At 63.4% G+C, this 25,838-nt stretch carries 24 protein-coding genes and 1 tRNA gene; 10 read left to right on the forward strand and 15 right to left on the reverse strand.

Translation table 11 applies throughout. The annotated features are described in order from the left end of the window. Positions 1-38 precede the first annotated feature (38 nt). Positions 39-1,658, reverse strand: a complete 1,620-nt coding sequence (locus tag RCO31_RS13220) for an ABC transporter substrate-binding protein (RefSeq protein WP_308968860.1) — start codon at positions 1,656-1,658, stop codon at positions 39-41. 511 nt (positions 1,659-2,169) lie between these two features. Here RCO31_RS13220 and RCO31_RS13225 point away from each other — a divergent pair. From RCO31_RS13225 to RCO31_RS13235, 3 genes are all read left to right on the forward strand, one after another. Further along, positions 2,170-3,768, forward strand: a complete 1,599-nt coding sequence (locus RCO31_RS13225; RefSeq protein ID WP_374991471.1) for an ABC transporter substrate-binding protein — start codon at positions 2,170-2,172, stop codon at positions 3,766-3,768. Positions 3,769-3,822: 54 nt separating this feature from the next. Further along, a complete protein-coding gene (locus tag RCO31_RS13230) occupies positions 3,823-5,412 on the forward strand; it encodes a gamma-glutamyltransferase (protein WP_308968862.1) in 1,590 nt (529 codons plus the stop codon). Between the two features lie 105 nt (positions 5,413-5,517). After that, positions 5,518-6,243: an aspartate/glutamate racemase family protein gene (locus RCO31_RS13235; RefSeq protein ID WP_308968863.1), complete on the forward strand. Its 726-nt coding sequence runs from the start codon at positions 5,518-5,520 to the stop codon at positions 6,241-6,243. On the opposite strand, the gene RCO31_RS13240 is transcribed toward RCO31_RS13235, so the two are convergent. Then, positions 6,244-6,657 carry a DUF3830 family protein gene (locus RCO31_RS13240; RefSeq protein ID WP_308968864.1) on the reverse strand — a complete coding sequence of 138 codons (414 nt, stop codon included), beginning with the start codon at positions 6,655-6,657 and terminating at the stop codon, positions 6,244-6,246. It lies immediately after the preceding gene. Between the two features lie 127 nt (positions 6,658-6,784). Here RCO31_RS13240 and puuE point away from each other — a divergent pair, with 127 nt between their 5' ends. Continuing rightward, positions 6,785-7,720, forward strand: a complete 936-nt coding sequence (gene puuE / locus RCO31_RS13245; protein WP_308968865.1) for an allantoinase PuuE — start codon at positions 6,785-6,787, stop codon at positions 7,718-7,720. Here puuE and RCO31_RS13250 read toward each other — a convergent pair. Genes RCO31_RS13250 through RCO31_RS13270 form a run of 5 tightly spaced genes read right to left on the reverse strand, consistent with a single transcriptional unit; the run spans position 7,713 to position 11,861 of the window. After that, positions 7,713-8,972, reverse strand: coding sequence for an allantoate amidohydrolase (locus tag RCO31_RS13250; RefSeq protein WP_308968866.1), 1,260 nt, complete (start codon positions 8,970-8,972; stop codon positions 7,713-7,715). The two genes, puuE and RCO31_RS13250, sit on opposite strands and share 8 nt — an antisense overlap. Before the next feature lie 4 nt (positions 8,973-8,976). Further along, positions 8,977-9,705 carry an amino acid ABC transporter ATP-binding protein gene (locus RCO31_RS13255; protein ID WP_308968867.1) on the reverse strand — a complete coding sequence of 243 codons (729 nt, stop codon included), beginning with the start codon at positions 9,703-9,705 and terminating at the stop codon, positions 8,977-8,979. Beyond that, positions 9,692-10,342: an amino acid ABC transporter permease gene (locus RCO31_RS13260; RefSeq protein WP_308968868.1), complete on the reverse strand. Its 651-nt coding sequence runs from the start codon at positions 10,340-10,342 to the stop codon at positions 9,692-9,694. Before RCO31_RS13260 ends, RCO31_RS13255 begins: the two co-directional genes overlap by 14 nt. A gap of 3 nt (positions 10,343-10,345) precedes the next feature. Then, positions 10,346-11,008 carry an amino acid ABC transporter permease gene (locus RCO31_RS13265; RefSeq protein ID WP_308968869.1) on the reverse strand — a complete coding sequence of 221 codons (663 nt, stop codon included), beginning with the start codon at positions 11,006-11,008 and terminating at the stop codon, positions 10,346-10,348. A 22-nt stretch (positions 11,009-11,030) separates the two neighbouring features. Further along, a complete protein-coding gene (locus RCO31_RS13270) occupies positions 11,031-11,861 on the reverse strand; it encodes a transporter substrate-binding domain-containing protein (protein WP_308968870.1) in 831 nt (276 codons plus the stop codon). 150 nt (positions 11,862-12,011) lie between these two features. Between RCO31_RS13270 and RCO31_RS13275 the strand changes: the two genes are divergently transcribed. Continuing rightward, positions 12,012-12,917 (forward strand): LysR substrate-binding domain-containing protein, encoded by a 906-nt coding sequence (locus tag RCO31_RS13275; protein ID WP_308968871.1) that lies wholly within the window; start codon positions 12,012-12,014, stop codon positions 12,915-12,917. 27 nt (positions 12,918-12,944) lie between these two features. Here the strand turns inward: RCO31_RS13275 and RCO31_RS13280 are convergent, their stop codons facing one another. Genes RCO31_RS13280 through exbB form a run of 3 tightly spaced genes read right to left on the reverse strand, consistent with a single transcriptional unit; the run spans position 12,945 to position 15,104 of the window. Further along, positions 12,945-13,751 carry a TonB family protein gene (locus RCO31_RS13280; RefSeq protein ID WP_308968872.1) on the reverse strand — a complete coding sequence of 269 codons (807 nt, stop codon included), beginning with the start codon at positions 13,749-13,751 and terminating at the stop codon, positions 12,945-12,947. Further along, a complete protein-coding gene (gene exbD, locus RCO31_RS13285; RefSeq protein ID WP_308968873.1) occupies positions 13,748-14,215 on the reverse strand; it encodes a TonB system transport protein ExbD in 468 nt (155 codons plus the stop codon). Before exbD ends, RCO31_RS13280 begins: the two co-directional genes overlap by 4 nt. A 4-nt stretch (positions 14,216-14,219) precedes the next feature. Next, a complete protein-coding gene (gene exbB, locus RCO31_RS13290) occupies positions 14,220-15,104 on the reverse strand; it encodes a tonB-system energizer ExbB (protein WP_308968874.1) in 885 nt (294 codons plus the stop codon). Positions 15,105-15,503: 399 nt separating this feature from the next. Here exbB and RCO31_RS13295 point away from each other — a divergent pair, with 399 nt between their 5' ends. The 5 genes from RCO31_RS13295 to RCO31_RS13315 all read left to right on the forward strand — a co-directional run bounded on the left by RCO31_RS13295 (position 15,504) and on the right by RCO31_RS13315 (position 20,250). Next, on the forward strand, positions 15,504-17,840 hold the full coding sequence (locus RCO31_RS13295) for a TonB-dependent siderophore receptor (protein WP_308968875.1): 2,337 nt from the start codon (positions 15,504-15,506) through the stop codon (positions 17,838-17,840). Positions 17,841-17,851: 11 nt separating this feature from the next. Further along, positions 17,852-19,015, forward strand: coding sequence for a PepSY-associated TM helix domain-containing protein (locus RCO31_RS13300; RefSeq protein WP_308968876.1), 1,164 nt, complete (start codon positions 17,852-17,854; stop codon positions 19,013-19,015). Further along, positions 19,012-19,203, forward strand: coding sequence for a hypothetical protein (locus RCO31_RS13305; RefSeq protein ID WP_308968877.1), 192 nt, complete (start codon positions 19,012-19,014; stop codon positions 19,201-19,203). Before RCO31_RS13300 ends, RCO31_RS13305 begins: the two co-directional genes overlap by 4 nt. A 24-nt stretch (positions 19,204-19,227) precedes the next feature. After that, entirely contained in the window at positions 19,228-20,028 is an 801-nt protein-coding gene (locus tag RCO31_RS13310; RefSeq protein WP_308968878.1) for an FTR1 family protein, read from the forward strand. A gap of 148 nt (positions 20,029-20,176) precedes the next feature. Further along, a tRNA-Gln gene (locus RCO31_RS13315) sits at positions 20,177-20,250 on the forward strand. A gap of 16 nt (positions 20,251-20,266) precedes the next feature. Here RCO31_RS13315 and RCO31_RS13320 read toward each other — a convergent pair. From RCO31_RS13320 to RCO31_RS13340, 5 genes are all read right to left on the reverse strand, one after another. Further along, positions 20,267-21,019 carry a rhodanese-related sulfurtransferase gene (locus tag RCO31_RS13320; RefSeq protein ID WP_308968879.1) on the reverse strand — a complete coding sequence of 251 codons (753 nt, stop codon included), beginning with the start codon at positions 21,017-21,019 and terminating at the stop codon, positions 20,267-20,269. Between the two features lie 57 nt (positions 21,020-21,076). Continuing rightward, a complete protein-coding gene (locus RCO31_RS13325; protein WP_308968921.1) occupies positions 21,077-22,579 on the reverse strand; it encodes an MFS transporter in 1,503 nt (500 codons plus the stop codon). Then, complete coding sequence (locus tag RCO31_RS13330) at positions 22,465-23,253, reverse strand: fumarylacetoacetate hydrolase family protein (protein WP_308968880.1); 789 nt, start codon at positions 23,251-23,253, stop codon at positions 22,465-22,467. Before RCO31_RS13330 ends, RCO31_RS13325 begins: the two co-directional genes overlap by 115 nt. Before the next feature lie 11 nt (positions 23,254-23,264). Further along, on the reverse strand, positions 23,265-24,632 hold the full coding sequence (locus RCO31_RS13335) for an LLM class flavin-dependent oxidoreductase (RefSeq protein WP_308968881.1): 1,368 nt from the start codon (positions 24,630-24,632) through the stop codon (positions 23,265-23,267). Between the two features lie 118 nt (positions 24,633-24,750). Continuing rightward, positions 24,751-25,800 carry an Ldh family oxidoreductase gene (locus tag RCO31_RS13340; protein ID WP_308968882.1) on the reverse strand — a complete coding sequence of 350 codons (1,050 nt, stop codon included), beginning with the start codon at positions 25,798-25,800 and terminating at the stop codon, positions 24,751-24,753. Between the last annotated feature and the right edge of the window lie 38 nt (positions 25,801-25,838).

The raw sequence follows: 25,838 nt of genomic DNA on the forward strand, positions 1-25,838 counted from the left end.
GATGCGCGGGGGCATCCGGGCCGCCATCCCTGTTGAGCTTACGGTGTCATCGACATGGTCGAGAAATCGACGAACCAGCTTTTCGGTTGCACGAGGCCCTTGATTTTTGCCGTCATCGCGCGCGGGCCGACGTCGTGGGCGACATAGAGGAACGCCGCATCATCCACCGAGGCGGCGTGCAGTTCGGCGAGCGCGGCATCGCGTTCCTTCGGATCGAAGGTCTCGCGCGCCTTTTTCACCAGAGCATCAAATTTGGGATCGTTGATGAAGCCCCAGTTGTTCGACACCGGCGGTGCCATCGATGACTGCAGGAAACGGACCATGGCAAAGAACGGGTCCATTGCGGCGTAGGTCACGTTGGTCGCGTGAGCGCCGTTTGCAGACGGATCCTTTGCGCCGCGACGCCAGTTGGTGAAGAGCGTATTCCACTCGATTACGTCGAGCTGGACGTCGAAGTAGCATTCCGCCAGCGCCTGCTGCAGGTATTCGTTCATGGGCAGCGGCTGCATCTGCCCCGAACCGGATGCCGAGGTCTGAGTCTTCACCGTCAGCTTCTTTGAAGGGCCGTAGCCGGCTTCCTGCATCAGCTTCTGGGCGGCCGCCTTGTCGTACTTGATCTCGAAGGTCGGTTTGCCGCGCCAGGGATGTCCTGGCTCGAAGGTGCCGGTCGCGGGCACCATGAGCCCAGCAAGGAGTCCGTCCTTCATGCCTTCGCGATCGACGCACAGGTTGGCGGCCTTGCGAACGCGGATGTCGTTCCAGGGCGAGCCCTCGATGCGTGAGAACTGCCACGGCCAGACGTGCGGCTGCTCGTTCGAATAGATCGTGAACCCGCGCTGCTTGAGTTGTGGGACGGCATCAGGCGCCGGCGCCTCGATCCAGTCGACCTGGCCTGAGAGCAGGGCGGCGGTGCGTGCGTTCGCCTCCGGCATCGGCAACATGACCATGCGGTCAACTTTCGGCACGCGTGCCTTGTCCCAATACTCAGGGTTCTTCACCACCTCGAGCCGTTCGCGCGGCGTGAATTTCGACATCTTCCACGGCCCGGTGCCGGAGGCATCGGCGGCAAAGGCCGCCCAGGCAGCCTGCGATTTCGCTTTGGCGTCGGCGCCCGGGGCGCTCTCGTAGAGCTTCTGCCACTTCGAAGGGCTCGCCATGAACAGATTGGTCAGATTGATCGGCAGGAAGCTGTCCGGCTCTTTGGTCGAAAGTTCCACCGTGAGATCATCGATCTTGCGCGCGGACGCCAGGGTCGGCATGCGCGATGCGGTCACGCCGACCTGGCTGGCGTCGAATTGCGGCGCGTCCTGCTTGAGCACCTTCTCGACATTCCAGACGACCGCGTCGGCATTGAACGGCGAGCCGTCATGGAATTTGACGCCGGGTCGAAGCTTGAACACCCACTTGGTCTTGTCGTCGGGATTGACGGCCCACTCGGTCGCCAGGCCGGGAACGACAACACTCGCCTTGTCCGATGACGAGAGGTCCCATCCGGTCAGGGCGTCATACATTGTGAGGCCCGTGAAACGGTTGCCTTCGAAGCCCTGATCCGGCTGGCCAAGCGTCCGCGGAATATCCGCGGCGGTCATGCCGATCCGCACCACGGTTTCGGCGACCGCGGCCTGCGCCAAAACGAACGACGCGGCGACTGCCATCATTGCCAGCGCCATAGGCGAGCGAAGCGACGCCGTTCTTCGAACGATTACGGGCGAGCGAAGCGACGCCGTCCCCTTAACGGCTGTGGCAGGTTCTTGTGTTGCGGACTTGATTGTATGCATCGACTTCACTCCAGCTTCATTGTGGCTAAGAGTTATGCAACGGCTGTGCCAGCGTTCCTGGCCGCTGCGATGACGCTGCGTCGGCGGGCCTGCCGCGAAGCAATCAAAAAGTTTATGATGCTGCAGGCGGTTATTGGCCGCTCTTGAAAAGATTGTCCTCGTTGCCCTGCGTCATTAGACGAAAGCACGGGAGAGTGCGTCATCGCGACGCGCGGACTGAGCGGTCGATCATGCGGGCGGTGTGGCGCGAGAAGCGGCAACGCTGCTGCAGATTGCATCAGGCGTTATCCGTCGTGTCAATCGAAAGTCGAACACTGCGCACCTGAGGGCTTTGCTGGCACTCGGCTTGCTTCAATGCAGCGTCAACATGCCGCTGACTTGGAGCTCCTCAATGCGTTTCCGGAATCTGATTGTTCTTACCATGGCGGCGGTGGCGCCGTGCGCCATGAGCCCCGCCAAAGCCGAGACCGTGGTTAGATACGGCATCTCGATGGCCGATATCCCGCTGACGACCGGCCAGCCGGATCGTGGCGCGGGCGGGTATCAATTCACCGGCTACACGCTCTACGACCCGCTGGTCGCATGGGAAATGGATGTGGCTGAGCGGCCGGGCAAGCTGGTGCCCGGGCTGGCCACCGAATGGAAAGTCGACGCGGCCGACAAGAAGAAGTGGATCTTTGCTCTGCGACGCGGCGTCAAGTTCCACGACGGTAGCGACTTCAACGCGGATGCCGTGATCTGGAATCTTGACAAGGTCCTGAACGAGAAGGCGCCGCAGTTCGACAAGCGGCAAAGCGCGCAGGTCCGTACGCGCCTGCCGTCGATCGCAGGCTACGCCAAGCTCGACGACTTCACCGTCGAGATCACGACCAAAGAGGTGGACTCCTTTTTCCCATACCAGATGCTCTGGTTCCTCGTCTCGAGCCCGGCGCAGTATGAGAATGTCGGCAAGGACTGGGACAAATTCGCCTCGCAGCCATCCGGCACGGGTCCCTTCAAGCTGGGCAAGCTGGTGCCGCGCGAACTGGCGGAGCTGGTGAAGAACCCTGATTACTGGAACAAGAGTCGGCTGGCGAAATCGGACAGGCTGGTGCTGGTGCCGATGCCGGAAGCGTTGACGCGCACCAACGCGCTGCTGTCGGGACAGGTCGACCTGATCGAAACGCCGGCGCCCGATGCCGTGCCGCAACTGAAGTCTGCCGGTATGAAGATCGTCGACAATGTCACGCCGCACGTCTGGAACTATCACTTGAGCGTGCTGCCCGGCTCGCCGTGGACCGACATCCGCCTGCGCAAGGCCCTGAACCTTGCTATCGATCGCGAGGCGGTGGTCGGCCTGATGAACGGGCTCGCAAAACCGGCCAAGGGGCAGGTCGACCCGTCGAGCCCGTGGTTCGGCAAGCCGACGTTCGACATCAAGTACGACCTCGCTGCAGCCAAGAAGCTGGTCGAGGAGGCGGGATATTCGAAAGCGAAGCCGCTGAAGACGACATTCGTCATCGCCCAGGGCGGCACCGGGCAGATGTTGTCGCTGCCGATGAACGAGTTTCTGCAGCAGAGTTTCAAGGAGATCGGCATCGACGTCGATTTCAAGGTGGTCGAGCTCGAGACGCTGTACACGCACTGGCGCAAGGGCGCCAAGGACGAAATGAACGCCAATATCACGTCGAACAACATCGCCTACGTCACCTCTGATCCGCTGTATGCGATCGTCCGGTTCTTTCACTCCGGCCAGGCGGCCCCGGTCGGCGTGAATTGGGGCTTCTACGCAAATCCCAAGGTGGATGCGCTGATCGATGCTGCGAAGCAGAACTTCGATCCGGTGAGGCAGGACGAACTGCTGGCCGAGGCCCATCAGCAGATCGTCGACGATGCGGTGCTGGTGTGGGTGGTGCACGACACCAATCCGCATGCCCTGTCGCCGAAGGTCAAGAAGTTCATGCAGGCGCAGCACTGGTTTCAGGATTTGACGACGATCGGGCTGGAGTGAATAAGAGGGGGCGGCATCCGGCCGGATGCCCCTCGCTCTCACCGGATTTGTGCAATGCTGAATACTCCGCGTTCCCGCCGTGGCATGGTGACATCGCCGCACCATCTCGCCAGCGAAGCGGGCGTTCGCGTGCTGCGTGAAGGCGGTAACGCCATCGAGGCGGCGGTCGCCATGGCCGCGAGCCTTGCGGTGGTCTATCCGCACATGACGTCAATCGGCGGCGATGGCTTCTGGCTGATCGCGCCGAAGGGGCGTCAGCCGATCGCTGTCGATGCTTGTGGCGGCGCTGCCGCGCTTGCGACCGCGCCGATGTATGCCTCGCAGGGGCACGCAGCGATACCGCAGCGCGGGCCACTTGCAGCCAACACGGTGGCCGGCACCTTGTCCGGATGGGCGGAGGCGCTTGCGATCAGCAGCGAACTCGGCGGCAGGCTGCCGCTGTCGCGCCTCGTCGAGGACGCGGTGTGGTCCGGCGAGCATGGCTTCGCCGTCACCGCGAGCCAGCAGGAATTGACCGAAAGCAAGCTGCCGGAATTGAAGGATGCGCCGAATTTCGTTGCGACGTTCCTTCTCGATGGCAAGCTGCCGCGTGAAGGCGAGGTGATGAAGCTGCCGGCGCTGGCGCGCACCCTGAAGCGCATCGGCGCCAAAGGACCGATGGATTTCTACACCGGCGAGCTGTCCCGCGAGATCGCCGCCGATCTCACGCGCTGCAAGTCCCCCGTCTCGGCCGAAGACCTTGCGGCCCATCGCGCACAGCGGCGCGAACCGCTCTCCGTCGGCGTCAAGGGCGCGGAGCTGTTCAACTTCCCACCGCCGACGCAAGGCCTGTCATCGCTGATGATCCTGGCACTGTTCGAACGCCTTGGGGTCGGCGAGGCCGAAGGCTTCGACTACGTGCATGGGCTGGTCGAGGCAGCAAAGCAGGCGTTCATCGTGCGCGACCGCATCATCGGCGATCCGGGATCAATGACCGAACGCGCAGAAGATTTCCTTGGCGCGACAATTCTCGATAAGCTCGCCGCGCGGATCGATCGCAGGCGCGCGCTGCCGTGGCCGCATGTGGCGCAGCCGGGCGACACCATCTGGCTCGGCGCGATCGATGCCAGCGGGCTTGCTGTCAGCTTCATCCAGAGCATCTTCTTCGAGTTCGGCTCGGGCTGCGTGCTGGAGAACTCCGGCATCGTCTGGCAGAACCGCGGGGCGAGCTTCGCGCTCGATGGCAGCGGACCTCGCGTCATTGGCGCAGGGCGAAAGCCATTTCACACCCTCAATCCTGCGATGGCATTGTTCGCCGACGGTCGACGCATGGTCTACGGCACCATGGGCGGGGAGGGACAGCCGCAGACGCAGTCGGCTGTATTCTCCCGCTATGCGATGTTCGGACAGAAGCTGCAGGCTGCGGTAACAGCCCCGCGCTGGCTGCTCGGCAAGACCTGGGGCGAGGAGACGATGACGCTGAAGCTCGAAAGCCGCTTCGATCCTCACTTGATTGCGCAACTGCGCGACGCCGGCCACAATGTCGAGGTGCTGCCCGCGTTCACGTCGACGATGGGGCACGCCGGCGCGATCGTGCTGCACGCCGATGGCACGTTCGAGGGCGCAACCGACCCGCGCAGCGACGGAGCGGCGGCGGGATTTTAGTCATTGCGAGCGAAGCGAAGCAATCCAGTCTGAGTCTATCGTAACCGCCGCGCTGGATTGCTTCGTCGCTTGCGCTCCTCGCAATGACGTAAGGAGACGTGACGCATGCGTATCCTTCTGATCAATCCGAACACGACGGGGGCGATCACCGATCGCATGGGCGCGTATGTCGACGAGGTTGCGGGCACCACGGCAACCTTCGTACCGGTGACCGGCAGGTTCGGCGCCCGCTATATCTCCAGCCGCGCGGCGGCTGCGATCGCCGCTCACGCGGCACTGGAGGCGCTCGCCGAGCACGTCGATGGCTGCGATGCAGTCTATCTCGCCTGCTTCGGCGATCCGGGGTTGGCGGCCTTGAAGGAAGTTTCGCCCGTTCCGGTGGTCGGGATGGCGGAAGCCGCGTGTGTTGAGGCGGCCCGCGGCGGCCGGCGTTTTGCGATCGTGACCGGCGGCGTCTTGTGGAAGCCGATGCTCACGGAGTTCGTCGCGACGCTTGGCCTGTCGCGAGAGCTGGCTGCGATCAGGACCATTGCACCGACCGGCGACCAGATCGCGAGCGATCCGGAGGCCGCACTCTCGCTGCTCGCGGACGCGTGCATGGCGTGCGCAAGGGAGGACGGCGCCGAGGTTGTCATTCTCGGTGGAGCCGCCCTCGCAGGACTGGCGCGGCGCATTCAACCCCGCGTGACGGCGCCGCTATTGTGTTCGGTCGAGGTCGGCGCAAAGGCAACGCTCGCCGCAGCCGAGAGCAGGCCTCGTGGCAGGCGGGAAGCGCCTGCACTTGAGAGCACCGGCCTCAGCCTGCCGCTGGCGAAACTGATTGGCGCGTGATCAGGCCGCTTCGAACAGGATTTCCTGGGCGCCTTCCCACAGCGTCATCTTGCCGAGCGCGAGCAGGTTCTCGCGCCCCTTGGTGATTGTCAGGAAGTGGTTGCCTGCGAGCTGACCGACCTTGCTGGCAAACCGTACGCCGCCATACGCCAGCAGGATTTCCGTTTCGCTGATGCCGCCGGGATAGACGATGATATCGCCCGGCGCCGGAAAGCTCGTGTGATTTTCGTAGGTCAGGCCGAGATCGAGATCGCCGAGCGGGATCCAGCAACCTTCGCCGCTCCAGCGGACATGGATGATCTTGCTCTTGAAAGGGAGCATGCTCTTGAACTTGGCGCAGGTCTTCGGCGCGAGCTCTTCTTCGAGCTTAGCTTCGAACGCGAAGGGGCCGGCCTTGATGCGGAGATGGGTCATGAGGATAAGCAGTCTCGGGTTTCAGGTTTCAGGGGGAGGATTTCGCATTCCGATGTCACGCTGCGCTTGACCTGCGCAAGGCAACACGTTGAATGCGGGGCGAAGCTTTCCGCTTGGTGCGAACATCATGACAGGCGCCGGCTACCCGCGCGATCTCAAAGGCTACGGCCGCAATCCGCCTGATCCCAAGTGGCCGGACGGTGCACGGATTGCCGTGCAGTTCGTGGTCAATTTCGAGGAGGGCGGCGAGAACAGCATCCTGCATGGCGATGCCGGATCCGAGGCGTTCCTCTCGGATGTGCTCGGCGCCAAATCCTGGGCCGGGCGCCGACATCCCAATGTGGAGTCGATGTTCGAATACGGTTCGCGCGCGGGCTTTTGGCGGCTTTGGCGCGGCTTTGCGGCCCGCAACATCAAGCCCACGGTCTTTGCTGTCGCAACCGCGCTGACGCGCAATCCGGAAGCCGTGGCGGCCATGAACGAGGCCGGCTGGGATATCGCCTCGCACGGCTTGAAGTGGGTCGAGCACAAGGACATGACCGACATCGACGAGCGTGCCGCCGTCGCAGAGGCGGTCAGCGTCCACACGCAGGCGACGGGACGGCGGCCGCTCGGCTGGTACACCGGCCGAACGTCGGAGAACACGCTGAAACTTGTGATCGAACAGGGCGGATTCCTTTACTCGTGCGACTCCTATGCGGACGACCTGCCGTATTGGGTCAGGCACCGCGGCGTGCCGCATCTGATTATTCCCTACAGCCTTGATGCCAACGACATGCGCTTCATCAACGCGCAAGGGTTCGGCGACGGCGAGCAGTTCTTCCAATACCTGAAGGACAGCTTCGATGTGCTTTATGCCGAAGGGGAAACGGCGCCCAAGATGATGTCGATCGGGCTGCATTGCCGTCTGGTCGGCCGCCCGGGCCGGTATGCGGCGCTGGCGCGCTTTCTCGACTATGTCGAAAAGCACGATCGGGTCTGGGTGCCGACCCGGCTCGAGATCGCCGAGCACTGGCACAGGGAACACCGCGCGCTTGCCAGAAACGCCCATGTGATCAGCTAGCCGCCGTCTTGGGCTGGAACTGCTCGATGACGTCGAGCAGCACGCTGGCGCCGGCAGCTGCATCTTCCAGCGTGACATGTTCATCCGGATGATGACTGACGCCGCCGCGGCAGCGCACGAAGATCATGCCGATGTCGGTCAAGTCGGCGACCGCCATGCCGTCATGGCCGGCGCCGCTCGGCAGGGCCGTCGCACGATATCCGCGCCGGGCGATCGCCGCTGAAATCTGCGCCTGCAGCCAGGGAGCGCACGGCGTCGTGCGTCCTTCGTGCTTGATCTCGATCCGCGGCACGAGGCGCCGCCGCCCTGCGATGCGTTCGATCGAGCCAATCGCAGCCTTGACGGCGAATTGGCGATGTTCATCGGAGGCCGAACGCATGTCGATCGAAAACGTGCAGCGGCCGGGGATGACGTTGCTTGCTCCGGGCTCGACGCGGATTGTGCCGACGGTACCGAAGAGGCCGGGGTCATCGCGGCATTGTTTTTCGATGGCGACGATGCACTCGGCCACGCCGCTCAATGCATCGCGCCGCATCGCCATCGGCACCGTCCCTGCGTGCCCGGCCATGCCCTCGAGCGTGACCGCCAACCGCGTCGCGCCGCTGATGGCCGTCACAACTCCGACCGGAACGCCTTCCGCCTCCAGCACCGGGCCTTGCTCGATGTGCAGTTCGAGATAGGCGAGGTAGTCGGACGGCGCGCGAGCAGCGGTGCCGATATTCTGCGGATCGAGCCCGAAGCCGGTTAACGCTTCACGCAGGCTCACGCCGTCGCTGTCACGGCCGGCGAGGGCGCTTTCATCGAAGGTGCCGGCCAGGGCACGGCTGCCGAGCAGTGTCGAGGCAAAACGTACGCCCTCCTCGTCGGCGAAGCCGATCACCTCGACGGCGAACGGCAGCCGCTTGTGTTGACGGTTGAGCTCCGCCACGCAGGCGATTGCGGTGATGATGCCGAGCGGGCCGTCCCACTTGCCGGCGTTGCGCACAGTGTCGAAGTGCGAGCCGAGCAGAAGGGCGGGTTGATCGGGTTTGGCCCCCTCATAGCGTCCGATCACATTGCCGATGGCGTCCGTGCGCGCCGACATGCCGGCCTCGCGCATCCACGTCAGCAGCAGCTCGGCCGCGTTCCGATGCTCAGCCGACAGGAAGAGACGGGTGAGGCCGGTCGCACTCTCGGAGATCGAGGCGAGTTGATCGATGCGCTGTGCAATCGCCTCGCCCGTCGTTTGACCGGTCATGCTGGTCGTTGCCATGATGTCAGTGCTGCATTCCAATGAACTGGGCGAGCTCCGGCGTGCCCGGACTGGCGAACAACGGCTTCGGCGGTCCCTCCTCATGGACCTTGCCCTGGTGCATGAACACCAGCTTGGTGCCGACGTCGCGGGCGAACCGCATCTCGTGGGTGACGAGGATCAGCGTCATGCCGTCGCTGGCCAGCCGTTCGACCACCCGCAGCACCTCGCTGACGAGCTCTGGGTCGAGCGCCGAGGTGATCTCGTCGCACAACAGCACGTTTGGCCGCATCGCCAGCGCGCGGGCGATGGCGACGCGCTGTTGCTGGCCCCCGGAGAGCTGGGAGGGGTAGCTGTCAGCCTTGTCCGACAGTCCGACCTTCGCGAGCGTCTCTTTGGCCAATGCTTTGGTGATGTGCGCGCTCTCGCGGTTGACGACCTTCGGCGCGAGCATCACGTTCTCGGCCGCGGTCAGGTGCGGAAACAGGTTGAACTGCTGGAATACCATGCCGACATTTCGGCGCAGATCGCGAAGGTTGCCCCGGGTTTTGCCGACGTCGATACCGTCGACGCTGATGCAGCCGGCGTCGTAAGTCTCAAGCCCGTTGATGCAACGGAGCAGGGTGCTCTTGCCCGAACCGGATTTGCCGATGATGGCGACCACATCGCCACGGCCGACCTCGATCGAGACGCCTTTCAGCACCTCGACGCTGCCGAAACTCTTGCGCACGTCCTTGATGCTAACGAGCGACATTGAACTGCCTTTCGAGCCGGTGCGCGTACCACGATAATGGGTAGCAGAGCGCGAAGTAGATCAGCGCGACCAGCGAATAGACGAGGAACGGACGGAAGGTCGCGTTGTTCAGCATGGTTCCTGCCTTGGTCAGATCGACGAAGCCGATGATCGAAGCAAGAGCGGTGCCCTTGATGACTTGCACCGAGAAGCCGACGGTCGGTGGAATGGCGATGCGTAGCGCCTGGGGAAGGATCACATAGCGCATCTGCTCGATATAGGAGAGCGCCAGCGTTTCGGCGGCCTCCCATTGGCCCTTGGGTAGCGACTCCACGCAGCCGCGCCAGATCTCGGCGAGGAACGCGCTGGTCCAGAACGTCAGCGCCAGCGAAGCTGCGAGCCACGGACTGACCTCGATGCCCAGCAGCGCCACGCCGAAGAAGAAGAGGAACAGCTGCATCAGCAGCGGCGTGCCCTGAAAAAACTCGATGTAGGCGCGCGTTGCGGTGTCGAGCCATCGGATCTTCGAAACACGGGCGAACAGCAGTGCCAGCCCGACGGCGCCGCCGCACACGAAGGCAACCAGTGACAGCAGCACGGTCCAGCGCGTCGCCAGCAGCAGGTTCGAAAGGATCACCCAGAAGCTGAAATCGTTCATGGGTCAGGCCTTCGGGAAGATCACGCGCCCGATGCCGCGAAGAACTGCACGCGCGGCGATCGCAAGCAGCAGGTAGAGCAGGGCGACGACGAGGTAGACCTCGAAGGCGCGGAAGTTGCGCGACTGGATGTAGTTCGCAGCGTAGGTCAGGTCTTCCGCGGAAATCTGCGACACCACCGCCGAGCCGAGCATGACGATGATGATCTGCGACGCCAGCGCCGGATAGATCTTCTGAAACGCCTGCTTGAGCACGACATGGCGCAGGATCTGCATGCGGGTCATCGCCAGGCTTTCGGCGGCTTCGAGATGCCCCTTCGGCACCGCCTCGATGCCGGCGCGGATGATCTCGGTCGAATAGGCGCCCAGGTTGACGACCATCGCCAGGAATGCCGCGGCAGTCTCCGAGAGTTTGACGCCCGCGGCAGGCAGGCCGAAGAAGATGAAGAAGAGCTGCACGATGAACGGCGTATTGCGGATGATCTCCACATAGGCTGCGACGATCGGATCGAGCCATTTCGGCCCGAAGGTGCGGGCGGCGGCGCCCGCCGTGCCGACCGCGATGCCGCCTATGGTCGAGACGATCGTCAGGACGATCGTGAAGATCAGCCCGTGCAGCAGAACGTCCCAGTAGGGCAGGAGCTCGGCGAACTGCAGCTTGTAAGTCATGGCCGCGCGCGCCGCCGGGCAGTTAGAAGCCTGCGGGCAGTGACGCCTTCAGCCACTTCTGTGACAGCTTCTCCAGCTCGCCGCTGCTCTTCGCCTTGGCGATGATCTCGTTCACTTTTGCGAGGAGCGCGGGCTCGTCCTTGTTGAGGCCGATGTAGCAGGGGGAATCCTTGACGACGAATTTCAGCACCGGCGGTCGTGCCGTGCTTTTCTCCGCGATTGCGGCTGCGACGGTGTTGCCGGTGGCGATCAGGTCGACCTGGCCGGAGACAAACGCTGCGATGGTGGCGTTGTTGTCCTCATAGCGTTTGACCACGGTCGAGGTCGGCACGCTCTTCGACAGCTCCTGCTCCTCGATCGAACCGCGGGTCGCGCCGATGGTCTTGCCGGCGAGGTCCTCGACCTTGGCCGCTTCGATTGCCTTGGTGCCATAGACACCGGAGAAGAACGGCGCGTAGGCGACCGTGAAATCGATCACCTTTTCACGTTCCGCATTCTTGCCGAGGCTCGAAATGACGAGGTCGGCCTTCTTGGTCTGCAGATAAGGAATGCGGTTGGCACTGGTGACGGCAATGATCTCCGCCTTTACGCCGAGTTCCCTGGCGATCACGTTGGCCATGTCGATATCGTAGCCCTGTGGCTTGAGATCGGCGCCGGCCGAGCCGAACGGTGCAAAGTCCTGTGGGACTGCCACCTTGATGACCTTGGCCTTCGTGATGCCGGCGAGCGCGTCCGCGCGCGCAGTCACGGCCGTCAGCGCGACAGCGGCTGCAATGACAGCCGCGGTAAGTCCAAGTCCAAGCCCAAGCCCAGGTCGTGTGGCTGCAGGCGAAATCCGGCGACGCGCAAACATGATGAAATATCCCCTCTCGAATGCCCGGCAACGGGGCGCGTCCGTCGCCTCGCTGCATGTTCTGGGCCAGTCCCGGCCAGTGCATGGTTGCAAGGCGGGATTCATCCGTCCAATATATTGTTCGTATTGATTTATATCCGAGAGATATGGATGAGCCTGGAGCTTCGGCATCTTCGATACTTCGTCACCGTGGCCGATGAACTGAGCTTCACACGTGCCGCGCAGCGGCTGCGTATCTCCCAACCGCCGCTCAGCCAGCAGATCCAGGATCTGGAGGCAGTCCTGAAGACGCAGCTGTTGTTGCGCACCAGTCGTCGGGTCGAGCTGACTGCGGCTGGCGAGGCGCTGCATGCTCGGGCGAAATCGATCCTCGAGCAGGTCGATGCAGCGGTGCAGGAGGCTGCCTCGATCGGCCGTGGCGAGCGAGGCCGCATCCTCATCGGCGCCACCGGTTCGATCCTGAGCGGCGGGCTGGCCGACCTGCTCGCGGGCTACCGGCACGAGTTTCCGGAGGTCACGACGACCCTGTTCGAACAGGCGCCTCGGCTGCAAATGCGCGCGCTGCAGGACAAGAAGACCGACATCAGCTTCATCCGACTGCGGCCTGAGAGCGACGATTTCGCAAGCGAACTCGCCTGGCGCGAGGATGTGGTCGTGGCGATGTCGAGCATCCACCGTCTGGCCGGCCGCAAGCGGATCGCGCTGAAGGATTTGCGCGACGAGGAATACGTTGCGCTCGCGCCCGAAAGTTCGGAGTTCGCCGCCTCGATCCGCGACAGCTGCGTCGCCGCCGGCTTTCTGCCGCGGATCGCCCATGAGGTGGTTGATGCGCAGTCGATCACCGGTCTGCTTGCCGCCGGCTTCGGCGTGGCACTGGTGCCGTCGTCGATTGCGCGCTTCACAACCGGCGAAATCAGGTTTCGCTCGCTCGGCGCATCAGCGCCCGCGGCTGACGTCTACATCGTCCACCGCAACGGCGACCAGTCGACGGCACTGCGCGCGTTCATGGCCTTTGCGAGGAGGTTCTTCCAGTCGCGGCTGAAGCCGCGGGATTGAGTCGTAGGAGGCTGACGGCACGACGCCCTATCGCCTCCCGCCAACGCGGAACATGACGGGGAGCGAGAAGGTCAGGCCTTCGTCGGCGACGAGCGGTGGCGGCGGCGGGACGGGATCTGAGCGTTGGACCATAGCGATGGCCGCGGCGTCGAAGGCCTCGTCGCCCGAGCTCTTGGCGACGCTCACGGCGACGACGCGGCCCATCCGGTCGAGTTCGAGCGCCAGCAGGATCTCGGCGGCCTTCTGGTTGCGGTCGTTCGGGTAGCGCTTGTGCTTGTCGAGATGGGCCAGCAGTTCCTTCTGCCAGGTGACCCGAACGCGCCGGCGGCTTTCGCCGGTGCCTTGATCGACGGTCACCGACTTCTCGCCCTGCGGGGCGTCCTGGATCGAGGGGGCAGCCTTGGCTTCCTGCGCGACGGATGCCTCGGAGGCTTTGGTTTCCTTCTCCTTGAGCTCGGCATCCTCTTCGACCGGCTTGTCGGTCTTCTGCTGCGTGACGAGCCGGTCCGGATTCTCGGATTCGACCGGTGTTTCTTCCGGAAGGTCGACCTCTTTGTCCGGCGCTTTCTGTTCGGCAACGGCGGCAGAAGCCGCTGACGCCTCACTCTCGGGGCCTGGCGGCAGCGCCGAAGGCGGCGTCTGCGGGGACGTCAGTTCGAGGCCGATCTCGATCCCGGGCGCTCCGAGATCTTCGTCCTCCATCTCCTGCATGCGCATGAAGGCGAAGGCCGCGACCGTTGCGTGCAGCATCAGGGCAACGACGGCGGCAAAGATCCATAACCCCTTGCCGGTCGAGGGATGAGGCGGCGAAACTGCCGGATCGTCGCGCTTCATTGTGCTTGGGGCGCCGGGCGCGGCGCAGCTTGATCCGCTGCGTCGGGCCGGCCTTCCAGCGCGACGAGGGCGACCTTGGTGTAGCCGCCGCTCCGCAGGAGCTCGAGCACATCCATCATGTCGCCATAGGGAACGAGACGATCAGCGCGTAGGAAGATGCGGCGTTCCTTGTTGGAGTCGGCCGCATCGAGCGTGCTGACCAGGTCCTGGCGCCTTACAGGCGTCTCGCCGATGGCAACGGCGAGATCCGATTTGATCGAGACGTAGGTCGGCTTGTCTGGCTTCTTTTGCGGCGCGGCGCTCGACGTCGGCAGGTCGACGGGAAGATCGACGGTCGAGAGCGGCGCTGCGACCATGAAGATGATGAGCAGCACCAGCATCACGTCGATGAACGGCGTGACGTTGATTTCGTGCGTTTCGCCGAAATCATCCTCGTCGTCGACATCGTTGAAGGTGACGCCCATGGTGCTACTCCGCGGCGCGCCGAAGGTGGGCGCCCTGAAGCCGGTCGAGGTCGCGTGAGAGCTGGCGGCCGGTGGCGCCGCTGGCCTTGCCGACCAGGTCCATGTAGCCCTTCGTCATCCGCGAGAAGTGGTTGTAGATGATCACGGCCGGAATGGCGGCAACGAGACCGATCGCGGTTGCGAGCAGCGCCTCGGCGATGCCGGGGGCCACGACCGCGAGGTTCGTTGTCTGCGTCTTCGAGATGCCGATGAAGCTGTTCATGATGCCCCAGACCGTGCCGAACAGTCCGACGAACGGCGACGTGGCGCCGATGGTCGCGAGCAGCCCCATGCCGACGCGGATGCGGCGTGCCTCGGTGCGGGTCACCTCCGAGAAGCGCGAGGCCGCGCGCTCCTTGATGCCGGCGTCGTTGTCGATGCCGGCGGAAACGCGCACTTCATTGATCGCCGTCGCCATGAAGCTGCGCAGCACGCTCTTGTCGCTGCGCAATATCTCAAGTGACTGTTGCAGCGAGCCGGCCTGAGCTGTCGCCTTCAGAGCTTGCGCCAGCCGTCGCTGGACAATGGAAAGCTCCAGGAATTTGGCGACGAAGATCGTCCAGGTCAGAAGCGATGCAAAGGCAAGCCCGATCATGATCGCTTTGACGACGATGTCGGCCGAAAGGAACATCGACCACGGTGAGAGGTCGTGGATTCCGACTTGCACGCTGCCCTTCGCAGGAGCCGCAGCGTCGGTCGTCGCGGTGGTCGGCGGGATCGCCGCCGGTGCCTGCGTCTCCGACACGGCCGGTCCGCTGGATTGCGGCTCCTGGGCCGCGACGGGAGTTAGCGCAACGATCAGGAGCAGGGGGAGGAGCGCAACTATTGCGGCGCGTCGCAAGCAAGTCATGACATCGTCCAGGTAGGTCTGCACGCCGAGGCGTAACAAACGCCGCATCGGCAGCGCAAGCGGAATGCCGGAGCGCTGCTATCTGCCTTCAGTCGAGGCAAGGGACGTCGCCCGTGACAACATCCGATGCTTCAGTTCGCGCGCAAACTATTCGGTTATGTGGCGTTCGTGTGCACAAACAGCAGTTTGCAATTTGAAATCGTTCTAATCGTGCTGCTCTCTACGATCTGCGCAGAGGTGCGTCTGACATGTCCAAAACACAGCGAAGCGGTGCATGGCACATATCCGTCACCGCTCTTTTGAACGATTCCATTTCGAGCGTTGCTCCGGGGTCGGTATGAGAGGCCTTGAGATCGGATGACGAATCCGACGGGGGCGATCGGACGTGGGACTTTGGGAATGGGGCGTAAGGTTAAGTTTGGTGTGGGAATTCGCTGCAAGGCGGTCCTGCTTGGTGGCGCAATGGCGATTGGTTTCGGAGTGTCGCCGACTTTGTCGCAGACATCGCAGGGTGGAACCGAAGCGCGCCCTGGCGCAGCTTTGCCGCCGGTGACGATTGATGCGCCTGCACGGCAGGCAACGCGGCGCACAGCGCCCCGGCGGGCTGCAACGCGGGTTCGATCCGCGCCGCGAAGCGTTCCTGCGCCCGCGGCGCCCGACGTCCAGCAGGCTGATCGCGGGACGGGTGCGCCTGAGCGTGCCACAGGTCCCGTCAACGGCTATGTCGCGAGTCAAAGCGCGACGGGAACCAAGACGGATACGCCGATCCTCGAAACGCCACAGGCGATCTCGGTGGTGACGCGCGACCAGATGGTCGCCCAGCAGACGCAGAACATCGGTGAGGCACTTTATTATACGCCCGGTGTGAGCCTCGATTTGTACAGCGCGACCACATTCTTCGACGCGATCAAGGTGCGTGGCTTCGACGCGCCTCGCTATCTGGATGGGCTGCGGCTTCCGCTCGATCCGGGCACACAGTTCGCCTATCCCCGTGTCGAACCGTACGGTCTCGAACGGCTGGAGGTTTTGCGCGGGCCGTCGTCCGGCCTTTACGGGCAGACGGAGCCCGGCGGCCTGATCAACATGGTCAGCAAGCGGCCGCTCTGGTATCCACACTATGAAGTCGAAGGCACGTTCGGATCGTTCGAGCGCTTTCAGGGCGCCTTCGATGTCGGCGGCCCGATCGACAAGAACCGCGAGTTTCTCTACCGCGTGGTCGGTCTCGGCCGCTTAAGCGACTCGCAGCAGGATTTCGTCACTGACAACAAGATCTTCATCGCTCCGAGTTTCACGTGGGCGCCGACCGCGAACACCACGTTCACGCTCCTCAGCCATTATCAGAAAATAGACAACGACGGCATGCAGCAATACGTGCCCGGCGGCGTCGCGGGGCTGACGTTCAATCCGTTCGGGCGAATTCCATATAGCCGCTATCTCGGCGAACCGTCCGTTGACGGCTTCAAGCTTGAACAGGGCGCGGTCGGTTATGCCTTCGACCACCGGTTCAATAACTTTCTCCAGTTCCGCCAGAACTTTCGCTACACCGATGTCACGAACGACCTGACGGGCGTGCGCAGCGAAGGGCTTACCGACTTCCGGAATGTGCAGCGATCGATCAACTACGTTTCGTCTTCGGCACGGAACATCGCGCTGGACAATCAACTGCAGGCGGATTTCGCCACCGGACCGTTCGTGCACAAGGTGCTCGCCGGGCTGGATTATATTAACTCGGATAATCGCTCCGATTATCGCACTTCAGCGATCGCCAGCATCGATGCCTTTGCCCCAGTGTATGGCGCCTCCCTGCCTCCGGCGGACACGCTGGTGCCGTTCATCAAGGTCCACACGAAACAGGAGCAACTCGGTATCTATCTGCAAGACCAGATCAAGTTCGACCGCTTTACCCTCTCGTTGACAGGCCGCCAAGATTGGGCGGATGCTGAAACCGTGAGCACAGGGATGTTCCCGCAGCCCGGGGTCTTCCCGCAAAACGACCGGGCAACGACCGGTCGAGTTGGCATCAACTACCTGTTCGATTTCGGTCTGGCGCCTTACGCCAGTTACACCACCTCATTCCAGCCTGTTGCGAATGTTGATCTCGCCGGTAACGTCTTCAAGCCGACGACTGGCGAAGGCAAGGAGATCGGCGTCAAGTTCAAGCCGTTCGGCATGAACCTGCTGTTGACCGCCGCGGTGTTCGAGATCGTTCAGCAGAACGTGCTCACGCCGGATCCGATCAATCCCTTCTTCAGTGTGCAGACGGGCGAGGCGAAGGTCCGTGGCTTTGAGTTCGAGGTGCGCGGCAACGTCACACGCGAGCTCGAGATCGTTGGCGGTTACAGCAATCTCGATCCCAAGGTGACGAGTGCAAACGACGGCACGGTCGGCAATTACCTTCCCGGCGTAGCGCTGCAGCAGGCATCGCTCTGGGCGAAATATACCTGGTACGACGGCCCGCTCGCTGGCCTTGGGCTCGGTGCAGGCGTCCGCTATGTGGGCGAGAACTACGGCGATACGTTCAACACCATTCGTATTCCGTCCTACACGCTGTTCGATGCATCGATCAGCTACGACTTCCGCTACATGCGGCCCGACCTGAAGGGCTGGAGCGTCCAGGTGAATGCAACCAACCTTGGCGATCGCTACTACGTGGCATCGTGTGCAACCGGGCTTGCATATTGCGGCCTTGGCGCGTCGCGTCGCGTGCTCGGCACGCTGCGTTACGCCTGGAACTAGGAGAGGCTGTCGTGTCGGCATCGCGCAAATCCTTCCGCCGATGGAACTGGGTCCACAAGTGGTCCAGCCTAGTTTGCACGGTGTTCATGCTGCTGCTTTGCATCACCGGGCTGCCGCTGATCTTTCATGAGGAGATCGACGAGCTCTTGCACGAACAGGTGCCGGCCGCCCAGGTGGCCGCCGGTACGCCGAAAGCCGATCTCGACCGGGTCGTGGCCAATGGCCTCGCGCGCGAGCCGGGGCAGGTCGTGCATTTCCTCATCTGGGATCCGCACGATGCCAATTCGCTGCTGCTCAGCGTCGGCAAGTCCCTCGACGTTGATCCGTCCACCAATCGCTTCGTCCGCGTCGATGCGCATACCGGCGAGTACCTGGACGCGCCCGACGTCACCGGGCGGTTCACCTACATCATGTTCAAGCTGCACACGGACATGTTCGCCGGCCTGCCGGGCAAGCTCTTTCTCGGCCTGATGGGGATCCTGTTCTGCGTGGCGATCATCTCCGGCATCGTCGTCTATGCGCCGTCGATGCGGAAGCTCAGCTTCGGCGCCTACCGCCGGGACCGCAATCGGGCCGTCCGGTGGCTCGACGTGCACAATCTTGCAGGCATCGTTCTGGTGATGTGGGCGCTGGTGGTCGGCTTCACCGGCGTCATCAACACCTGGGCCGATCTCGTCATCAAGATGTGGCAGTACGGCCAGCTCGCCGAGATGACGTCGGCCTATAAGGACAAGCCGCTGGTGGTGCGGCCGTCGCCGATCGAGGCGGCCGTGCGCACGGCGCTCGAGACCGAGCGCGACATGAAGCCTTCGTTCGTTGCGTTTCCGGGCACGCTGTTCAGCAGCAAGACCCACTATGCGATCTTCCTGCGCGGCGACACGCCGGTGACTTCGCGCATGCTCAAGCCGGCCCTGGTCGATGCGGAGAACGGACAACTGACCGACAGCCGCGAGATGCCCTGGTATGTGTCGACACTTCTGCTCTCGCAGCCGCTTCACTTCGGCGACTACGGCGGCATGCCCATGAAGATCATCTGGGCCATCCTCGACATCTTCACCGTCGCGGTGCTTTGGACCGGCCTTTACCTCTGGTTCCGCCGCCTGCGATCTGCGCGCAGCGTCGCACGCATGGTCAGTTTATCCAACGCCTCGAAACGAGCATTGCACGCGTCATGACCAGTTCGAATTCAACAAGCGCCAGGAAGTCGCTCTCGCGGATCTTCGCCGTTCCGGCAGTCCTGGGAGTCCTGACCACGATCGGCCTCGTGTCGGCGCTTGTCGGTGACGGTATCTTCGACGGACTCTCGTGGCTGACGCTGGCAGCGCCGGTCGCGATCCCCGTCTATTGCATCGCCCGCGCCTGAATCGGCAACTCCAGGACGTCTCCTATGCTGGCCAGCATGACCCAAGCGGCAACCATCCTTTTTCGCGAAGGCCTCGAGGCAATGCTGGTCATCGCGGCGCTTGCTGGCTACCTCAGCAAGGTCGGCGCCGGCCATCGCATCAAGGCGCTCTATCTCGGCGCGCTCGCTGCGATCGCCGCGAGCTTCGTCGCGGCATGGATCTTCGCGGTCTTCAACTCCGGCCAGCATGACGATACGTCGGAAGGCATCGTCATCATTCTGGCGTCCGCCATCATGCTCTATGTCAGCGGCTGGCTGATGCTCAAGCAGGACCCCAAGTCCTGGAAAGACTTCGTCGCGGCCAAGGCCGAAGACGCCTTGGCCAAGGAAACGGCCTGGGCGATCGGTCTGCTGGCATTCCTGTCGGTGTTCAGGGAAGGGGCCGAGACGGTTCTCTTCATCACTGCGCTGGCGAACACCGAGGGCGGCTGGACGTTCGGTATTTTCGCCGGCCTGCTGGTCGGTACCGCGCTGCTTGCCGTGCTGTTCGTCTTGCTTAATCGCGTCGCCCGCCGGATCCCGTTGCGACCGCTGTTCATCATCACGTCGGCATTCCTGTTCCTGACCGCCTTGAAGTTCATCGGCGATGCCATCCTGGAATTCCAGGAGCAGCAATTCGTCACGACCACGCCGCTCGAACATGCCGGGTGGCTCGAAAACATCGGCCTGAATGCGACCGTCGAAGCCGTGTCGATCCAGTTCCTGGTCGGTCTGTTCGTGTTCGCAGCCTTCTCGCTGGCCAGACGCGAGCAGATGCTCTCGCGCCACCACCTGACGGCGGTCTAGGCCGCTGCTTTTTTGGGTCCGGACAACCCGGTTGACGGCCTCAGAAGGGGTAGACCGCGCTCGTCCGTCCCATTATATGGTGCCCGGACAGGCTGGATTCTCGGAATCGGGCCGCTCTCGAGGCCGAAGCGGAGCCGCTCCGGCGCGATGGGGAATGGTGTAACGGTAGCACAACAGACTCTGACTCTGTTTGTCTTGGTTCGAATCCAGGTTCCCCAGCCAATTCCAGTAAAATCGGCTATTCTCGCTCGTTTCCGCCGTCCGGACGCTCGGTCAGGTCGTGGCCGAGAGCCACGCGATCGTCGAACACGAAGCAGCTGCCTTTCCAGCGGCTTGTCTCTTCCGGGATCTGTTCGAGGTACTTCAGGATGCCGCCCTTGAGGTGGTAGACCTCACCGAAGCCTTTCGCCAACAGGTAGCTGCTCGCCTTCTCGCAGCGGATGCCGCCGGTGCAGAACATGGCGATCTTCCGGTGCTTCGCCGGATCGAGCTCGCGCCGGACGAAGTCGCGAAACTCGCTGAAGCGCGAAATCTTCGGGTCGAGCGCGCCATCGAACGTCCCCATCGCCACCTCGAAGGCGTTGCGGGTGTCGATCACTAGCGTCTCGCCATCGCCGATCAGCTCGTTCCATGCAAATGGATCGACATAGACGCCGACGCGCCGGGCCGGATCGGCGGCCTGATCGCCCAGGGTGACGATCTCTTTCTTCAGCCGCACCTTCAAGCGTTGGAAGGGCATCGCTGCCGCGGTTGAGAACTTCAGCTCGAGATCGTCCAGCCGGCCGCCGAAAAGCACACCGCTTCTCAGTTCGGCGATGAAGGCATCGATCGCGTCGCTGCCGCCCGCCACCGTTCCGTTGATGCCCTCGCTCGCAAGCAACAGCGTGCCCTTGAGGCCGAACTCGTGGCAGAGCACGCGCAAGGGCTCACTCAGCTCGCGATAGTCCGGCAGAGACACAAACTGATAGAGGGCCGCAACCTTGTACGTCATGGCGGGCGGTCTAGCAGGGACAGGGGTTGCGTGAAACCATGGAACTTGCCCGCAGTGTCACGCGCGCCCGTCTTTTCGGGCCCAGCCGCGGGCGAGCGCAAGCACGACCACAAGCAGCGAGATGCTTCCCGCGATGGCAAAGGCGCCGCTGAAGCCCGCGAGCAGTGATCCTTGGCCGGCGTCAGTGCTTCCGGCCTCGCTCAAGGCGCGGAAGGCCAGCATCAACACGCTCGCACCCATGACGATGCCGACCGTGCGTGTCATCAGCACCAGCGAGCCCGCGACCCCACGATCCTTCTTCGGCAGGGTCGCGGTCGCGATGTCGAAGTAGGCGACCTGGAACAGGCCGACGCCAAATCCTTGCAGCGATGATGCCAGCACGAGAATCAGGAGGCTCAACCGGTCGCCAAGCAGGCTGATCGCGAGCAGCCCCGTCGCCGACAGCGCCGCGCCGATCAGCGCCATGCGGCGAGCATGGATTGCGCCGGCCAGCCGCGCGGCGGCCGGCGCGCCGAGGATCAGCCCGATCGGCGATGCGGCCAGCACCAGACCGGCGGCCGGCGCGGACAGGTTGCCGACCGCATGCAGATAGAACGGCGCCAGCAGGAAGATCGCAAAGCCGGCGAGATTGAGCAGCATGTGCGCCACGTTGAGCAGCGCGAAATCCGCGTCGCGGAAATACCTCACGTCGATGATCGGATGATCGACGCTGACCTCGCGCCACACAAATGCAGCCCCGAGCACGGCCGATCCGCCGAGCAGTGCGAGGCTCAAGAGAAGCTGGTCGCGGCCCTGCAGCTGGTTGAGGGCCAGAACGATCACCGCGATCGCGAGCACCAGCAGAGCTGCGCCCCAGCCGTCAAAACCCTCGCGCACCGCACGGGCCTTGCCTGCGGGCAGGGCGAAACCCGCAGCTAGCGCCGCGAGCGCGAGCGGCACGCGAAACGCAAACACCGCAGGCCAGCCCCACCGTTCGACCAGAAGTCCGCCGACCACCGGTGCGATCGCGCCGCCGAAACCGATCAGCAGGGTATAGAGGCTGAGCACCCTCGCGCGGTGCTCTTCCGCGTAGAGGCTGGTGATCAGCGCCGGCCCGCAGCTCAGAGCAAGCGCCGCGCCGACGCCTTGCAGCACGCGCGCCGCGAGCAGCCAGCCATAGGCGGTGGAGATCGCGCACAGGGCGAACGCAACGGCGCTGATCGCCGCGCCAAGCAGAAAGACCGCACGGTGGCCGAAAATGTCGCCGGCGCGGCCGAACACCAGCATCAGTGCTGCATAGGTGAGTGTGTAGGCAATGACGATCCACTGGATGTCCGGGATCGGCAACGCGAACGCGCGCACGAGATCGGGAAACGCGATGTTGACCGCCGAGTCGAACTGGACAGCGATCGTGCCGAAGCAAAGCGCCGCGACCGCGATCGCGCGGGTGGGACCGGGAGCAGGATCTATCGCGGTGCCTCCGCGACCAACTTGTTGCGAAGGGTGCCGATACCGGTGATGTCGATTTCCACCACGTCGCCGGCCTTGAGGTCCGGCGAGGAGCCGTCGGTGCCCATCCAGATCACGTCTCCGGGCCAGAGCGTAAAATACTTCGTCATGGCGGCAATGAACTGAGGAATGTTGAACACCATGTCGTTGGTCTTGAAATGGTTCGACTCCTTGCCGTTCAACCGCACGGTGGTTTCCATGCTGTCGAGGTCGACGTCGGTCTCGATCCACGGGCCCATCGGCTTGAAGGTATCGGCGTTCTTGGCGCGCCACAGGCCGCGGTCAGCCTTCTGCCACGTGCGCTCGGATACATCGTTGCCGATGGTGTAGCCGAACACGCAGGACATCGCGTCCTTCTCGCTGAGGTGTTTTGCCTTCTTGCCGATCACGACCACGAGTTCGCCTTCGTAGTGGATCTTGCCGGTCGCATCGGCAGGAATGATCACGTCCTCGTCGTGCGCAATCAGGGCGTTCTGCGCGCGATAGCCGATTTCGGCGCGGTCCGGCACGCTCGGCACTTCGCCGCGCCGGTCCGCCGCTTCCTTCAGGTGCTTCACATAGTTGAGGCCGGCGCAATAGAAGGTGCGGGGAACGAGCGGCAGCTCGATCTTGACGTCCTTCAGCTCGTGCCTGGTTTGCGTCTTCTGCCAGTCACCGAATGGCTCGCCGGAAATCTCCGTGGCGCGGTCGCCCTCGACCAATACCCAGTTGGTCTTTCCGTTCGCGGTGATCTTCGCAAAACGCATTTTTCGAACTCCTACTCCGCGGCCATTTGCGGCGGCAATTTCCAGGCACCGACCGGCGGCACGGGTAGCCCAAGGTTCTCGCGCAGCGTCGTACCCTTGTAGTCCTTGTGGTACAAGCCACGCCTCTGCACCTCAGGCACCACGTGCTTGACGAAGTCGGCATAGGCGCCCGGCACATAGGTCGCGGCCACCACGAAGCCGTCACAGGCTCTGCGCTCGAACATTTCTTCCATGTGGTCGGCAATCTCCTTGGGTCCGCCGACGATGGCGCCTTCGACCTGACCGCGGCCGCTATGGACGATGAAATCCCGGGCCGACGGATTCTTGATGCCGCTCTTGCGGATGACGCCGTCGCGGATGCCGATGATGCCCGACATTCCGGTGAGCTCTTCGTCCGTGAGCGGCTCGTCGATCGGCTTTGCCGCGAAGTCGAAATTGAGGCCTTCCGCCAGCAGCGACAGCGCATCCATCTCGGTCGGCAGCTTCTGGATGAGCGCCATCTTGTCTTCGGCCTCGGTCTTGGTGGCGCCCGCAACAGTCAGCAGCATGTTGCAGATGAAGATGTGGTCCGGATTGCGGCCAAGCCGGGCGGCTTCACCCTTCACGGCATCATAGCCTTCCTTGGCGATGTCGGTGTTGCGGCCGGCTGCGAAGATCACTTCGCCCCAGCGCCCGGCAAAGCGCTGGCCGCGACCGCTCGCGCCGGCCTGGATAACCACCGGATGGCCCTGCGGTGAACGCGGCACCGTGAACGGCCCGCGCGACTTGAACCATTTGCCCTTGTAGTCGAGCCGCTTCACCTTCGACGGATCGGCATAGCGGCCGTTCTTCTTGTCGTTCAGAATCGCGCCATCATCCCAGGCGTCCCAGTGGCCAAGCACCACTTCCATGAATTCGTCGGCGCGGTCGTAGCGGGCGTCGTGCTCCATGTGCGCGTCCTGGCCCATGTTCAACGCCTCGCCGTCGTTGACGGAGGTGACGACGTTCCAGGCCGCGCGACCGTTGCTCATCAGATCCAGCGTCTGGAAGCGCCGCGCGACGTCGAACGGCTCGAAGTAGGTGGTGGACGCGGTGGAGGCGAGGCCGAGCTTGGTCGTGACCGCGCCCATCATCGTCAGCACGACGATCGGGTCCATCTTCACGCAGCGGATGCCGTATTCGACCGTGTGCGCGTGATCGTTGCCGAGCCGGTCCGGCATCGCGAGCCGATCGTCGAAGAAGCCGATATGGAATTTACCGGCTTCGAGGATGCGCGCGATCTCCTGATAGTAGTCGGCGGAGGTCGAATCGTCGCGGGACAAGGGATGGCGCCAGGAGGATGGCAGGTTGGTGCAGTTCTGTGCCTGCAGGAAGCCCACCATCACCATTTGCCGCGTCATGCTAATTCTCCTGTGCGCGTCCGTAGCCCGGGTGAGCGAAGCGATACCCGGGAAGTACTTGCTGTGGAATCAGACCCGGATGTCGCTGCGCTCATCCGGGCTACAGTCCTGTACGGTCCTACAGTCCGAGTTCGTCGGCGAGCTTGTACTCGCTGGCCAGCGTCTTGAGCTTGTCCCAGGTGGCATCCTCAACGTGGATGCCCGACTTGCTACGCTCCTTCTCGGTACGATTTTCGATCTCGCCCGGATACAGCACACCCTTGGAGCCTTCCGAGGGCGGCGTAGCGTTGAGATAGCGCGCGAAGTCGGCGACCTCCTTCTTGAAATCCTTCAGCGGCCGGAACGCCTCGACATTGAACACCGCCATGAACGTGCCGTCGTTGTGCCGCCCGGTCGGTTCGACGCCGAAGCCGAGACCGGTGAGAATGCCGCACATGATCTCGACCATCGCGGCGAGGCCTGAACCCTTGTAGCCCTCGGTGCCGCCGAGTGGCAGCAGCGCGCCGCCTTTACGAAGGTCGGTTGGATCGGTCGTCAGTTTGCCGTCCTTGCCGACCACCCAACCCTGCGGGATCGGTTCGCCGCGGGCAGCGGCCAGCGCCACCTTGCCGGCGGCAACCGCCGACGTCGCCATGTCGAGATAGATCGGCCCGTCGAGATCAGACGGCACGGCGATCGAGATCGGATTGGTGCCGAGCCGCGCCTCGCGGCCGCCAAAGGGCGCGACGACCTTGGTCGAACGGCCCGAATCCGCGGTCGCGATGCCGATCATGCCGGCGCGTGCTGCCATCAGCGGATAAGCGGCGAGCCGGCCGACGTGGCTTTGCCGGAAGACGGTGCAGGCGGCGACGTTTGATTTTTTGGCCTTCTCGATCGTCAGCTCCATCGCCTTGGCGTTGACGTAGAAGCCAAATCCCCAGTGGCCGTCGATGACTGTTGTCGCCGGGCTCTCCTGCACGATCGTCCACTTCTCGCCGGGCACGATATGGCCGACCTTGATGCGGTCGATATAGGTCGGGATCGCAATGATCCCGTGCGAGTCGTGACCCGCGAGGTTGGCATTGATGCAGCCGACCGCAACCGCGTCGGATTCGTCCTTCGAGGCTCCCGCTGCGCGGAGGAGGGCAGCGCCGATTTTCGTGAGGCGGTCGGCTTGAACGATGGGCATGAAACTTCCTCAGGCTGGTTTAGTGAGATGAACGCGAC

This window comes from Bradyrhizobium sp. LHD-71 (assembly GCF_031157255.1).
Lineage (GTDB): Bacteria > Pseudomonadota > Alphaproteobacteria > Rhizobiales > Xanthobacteraceae > P52-10.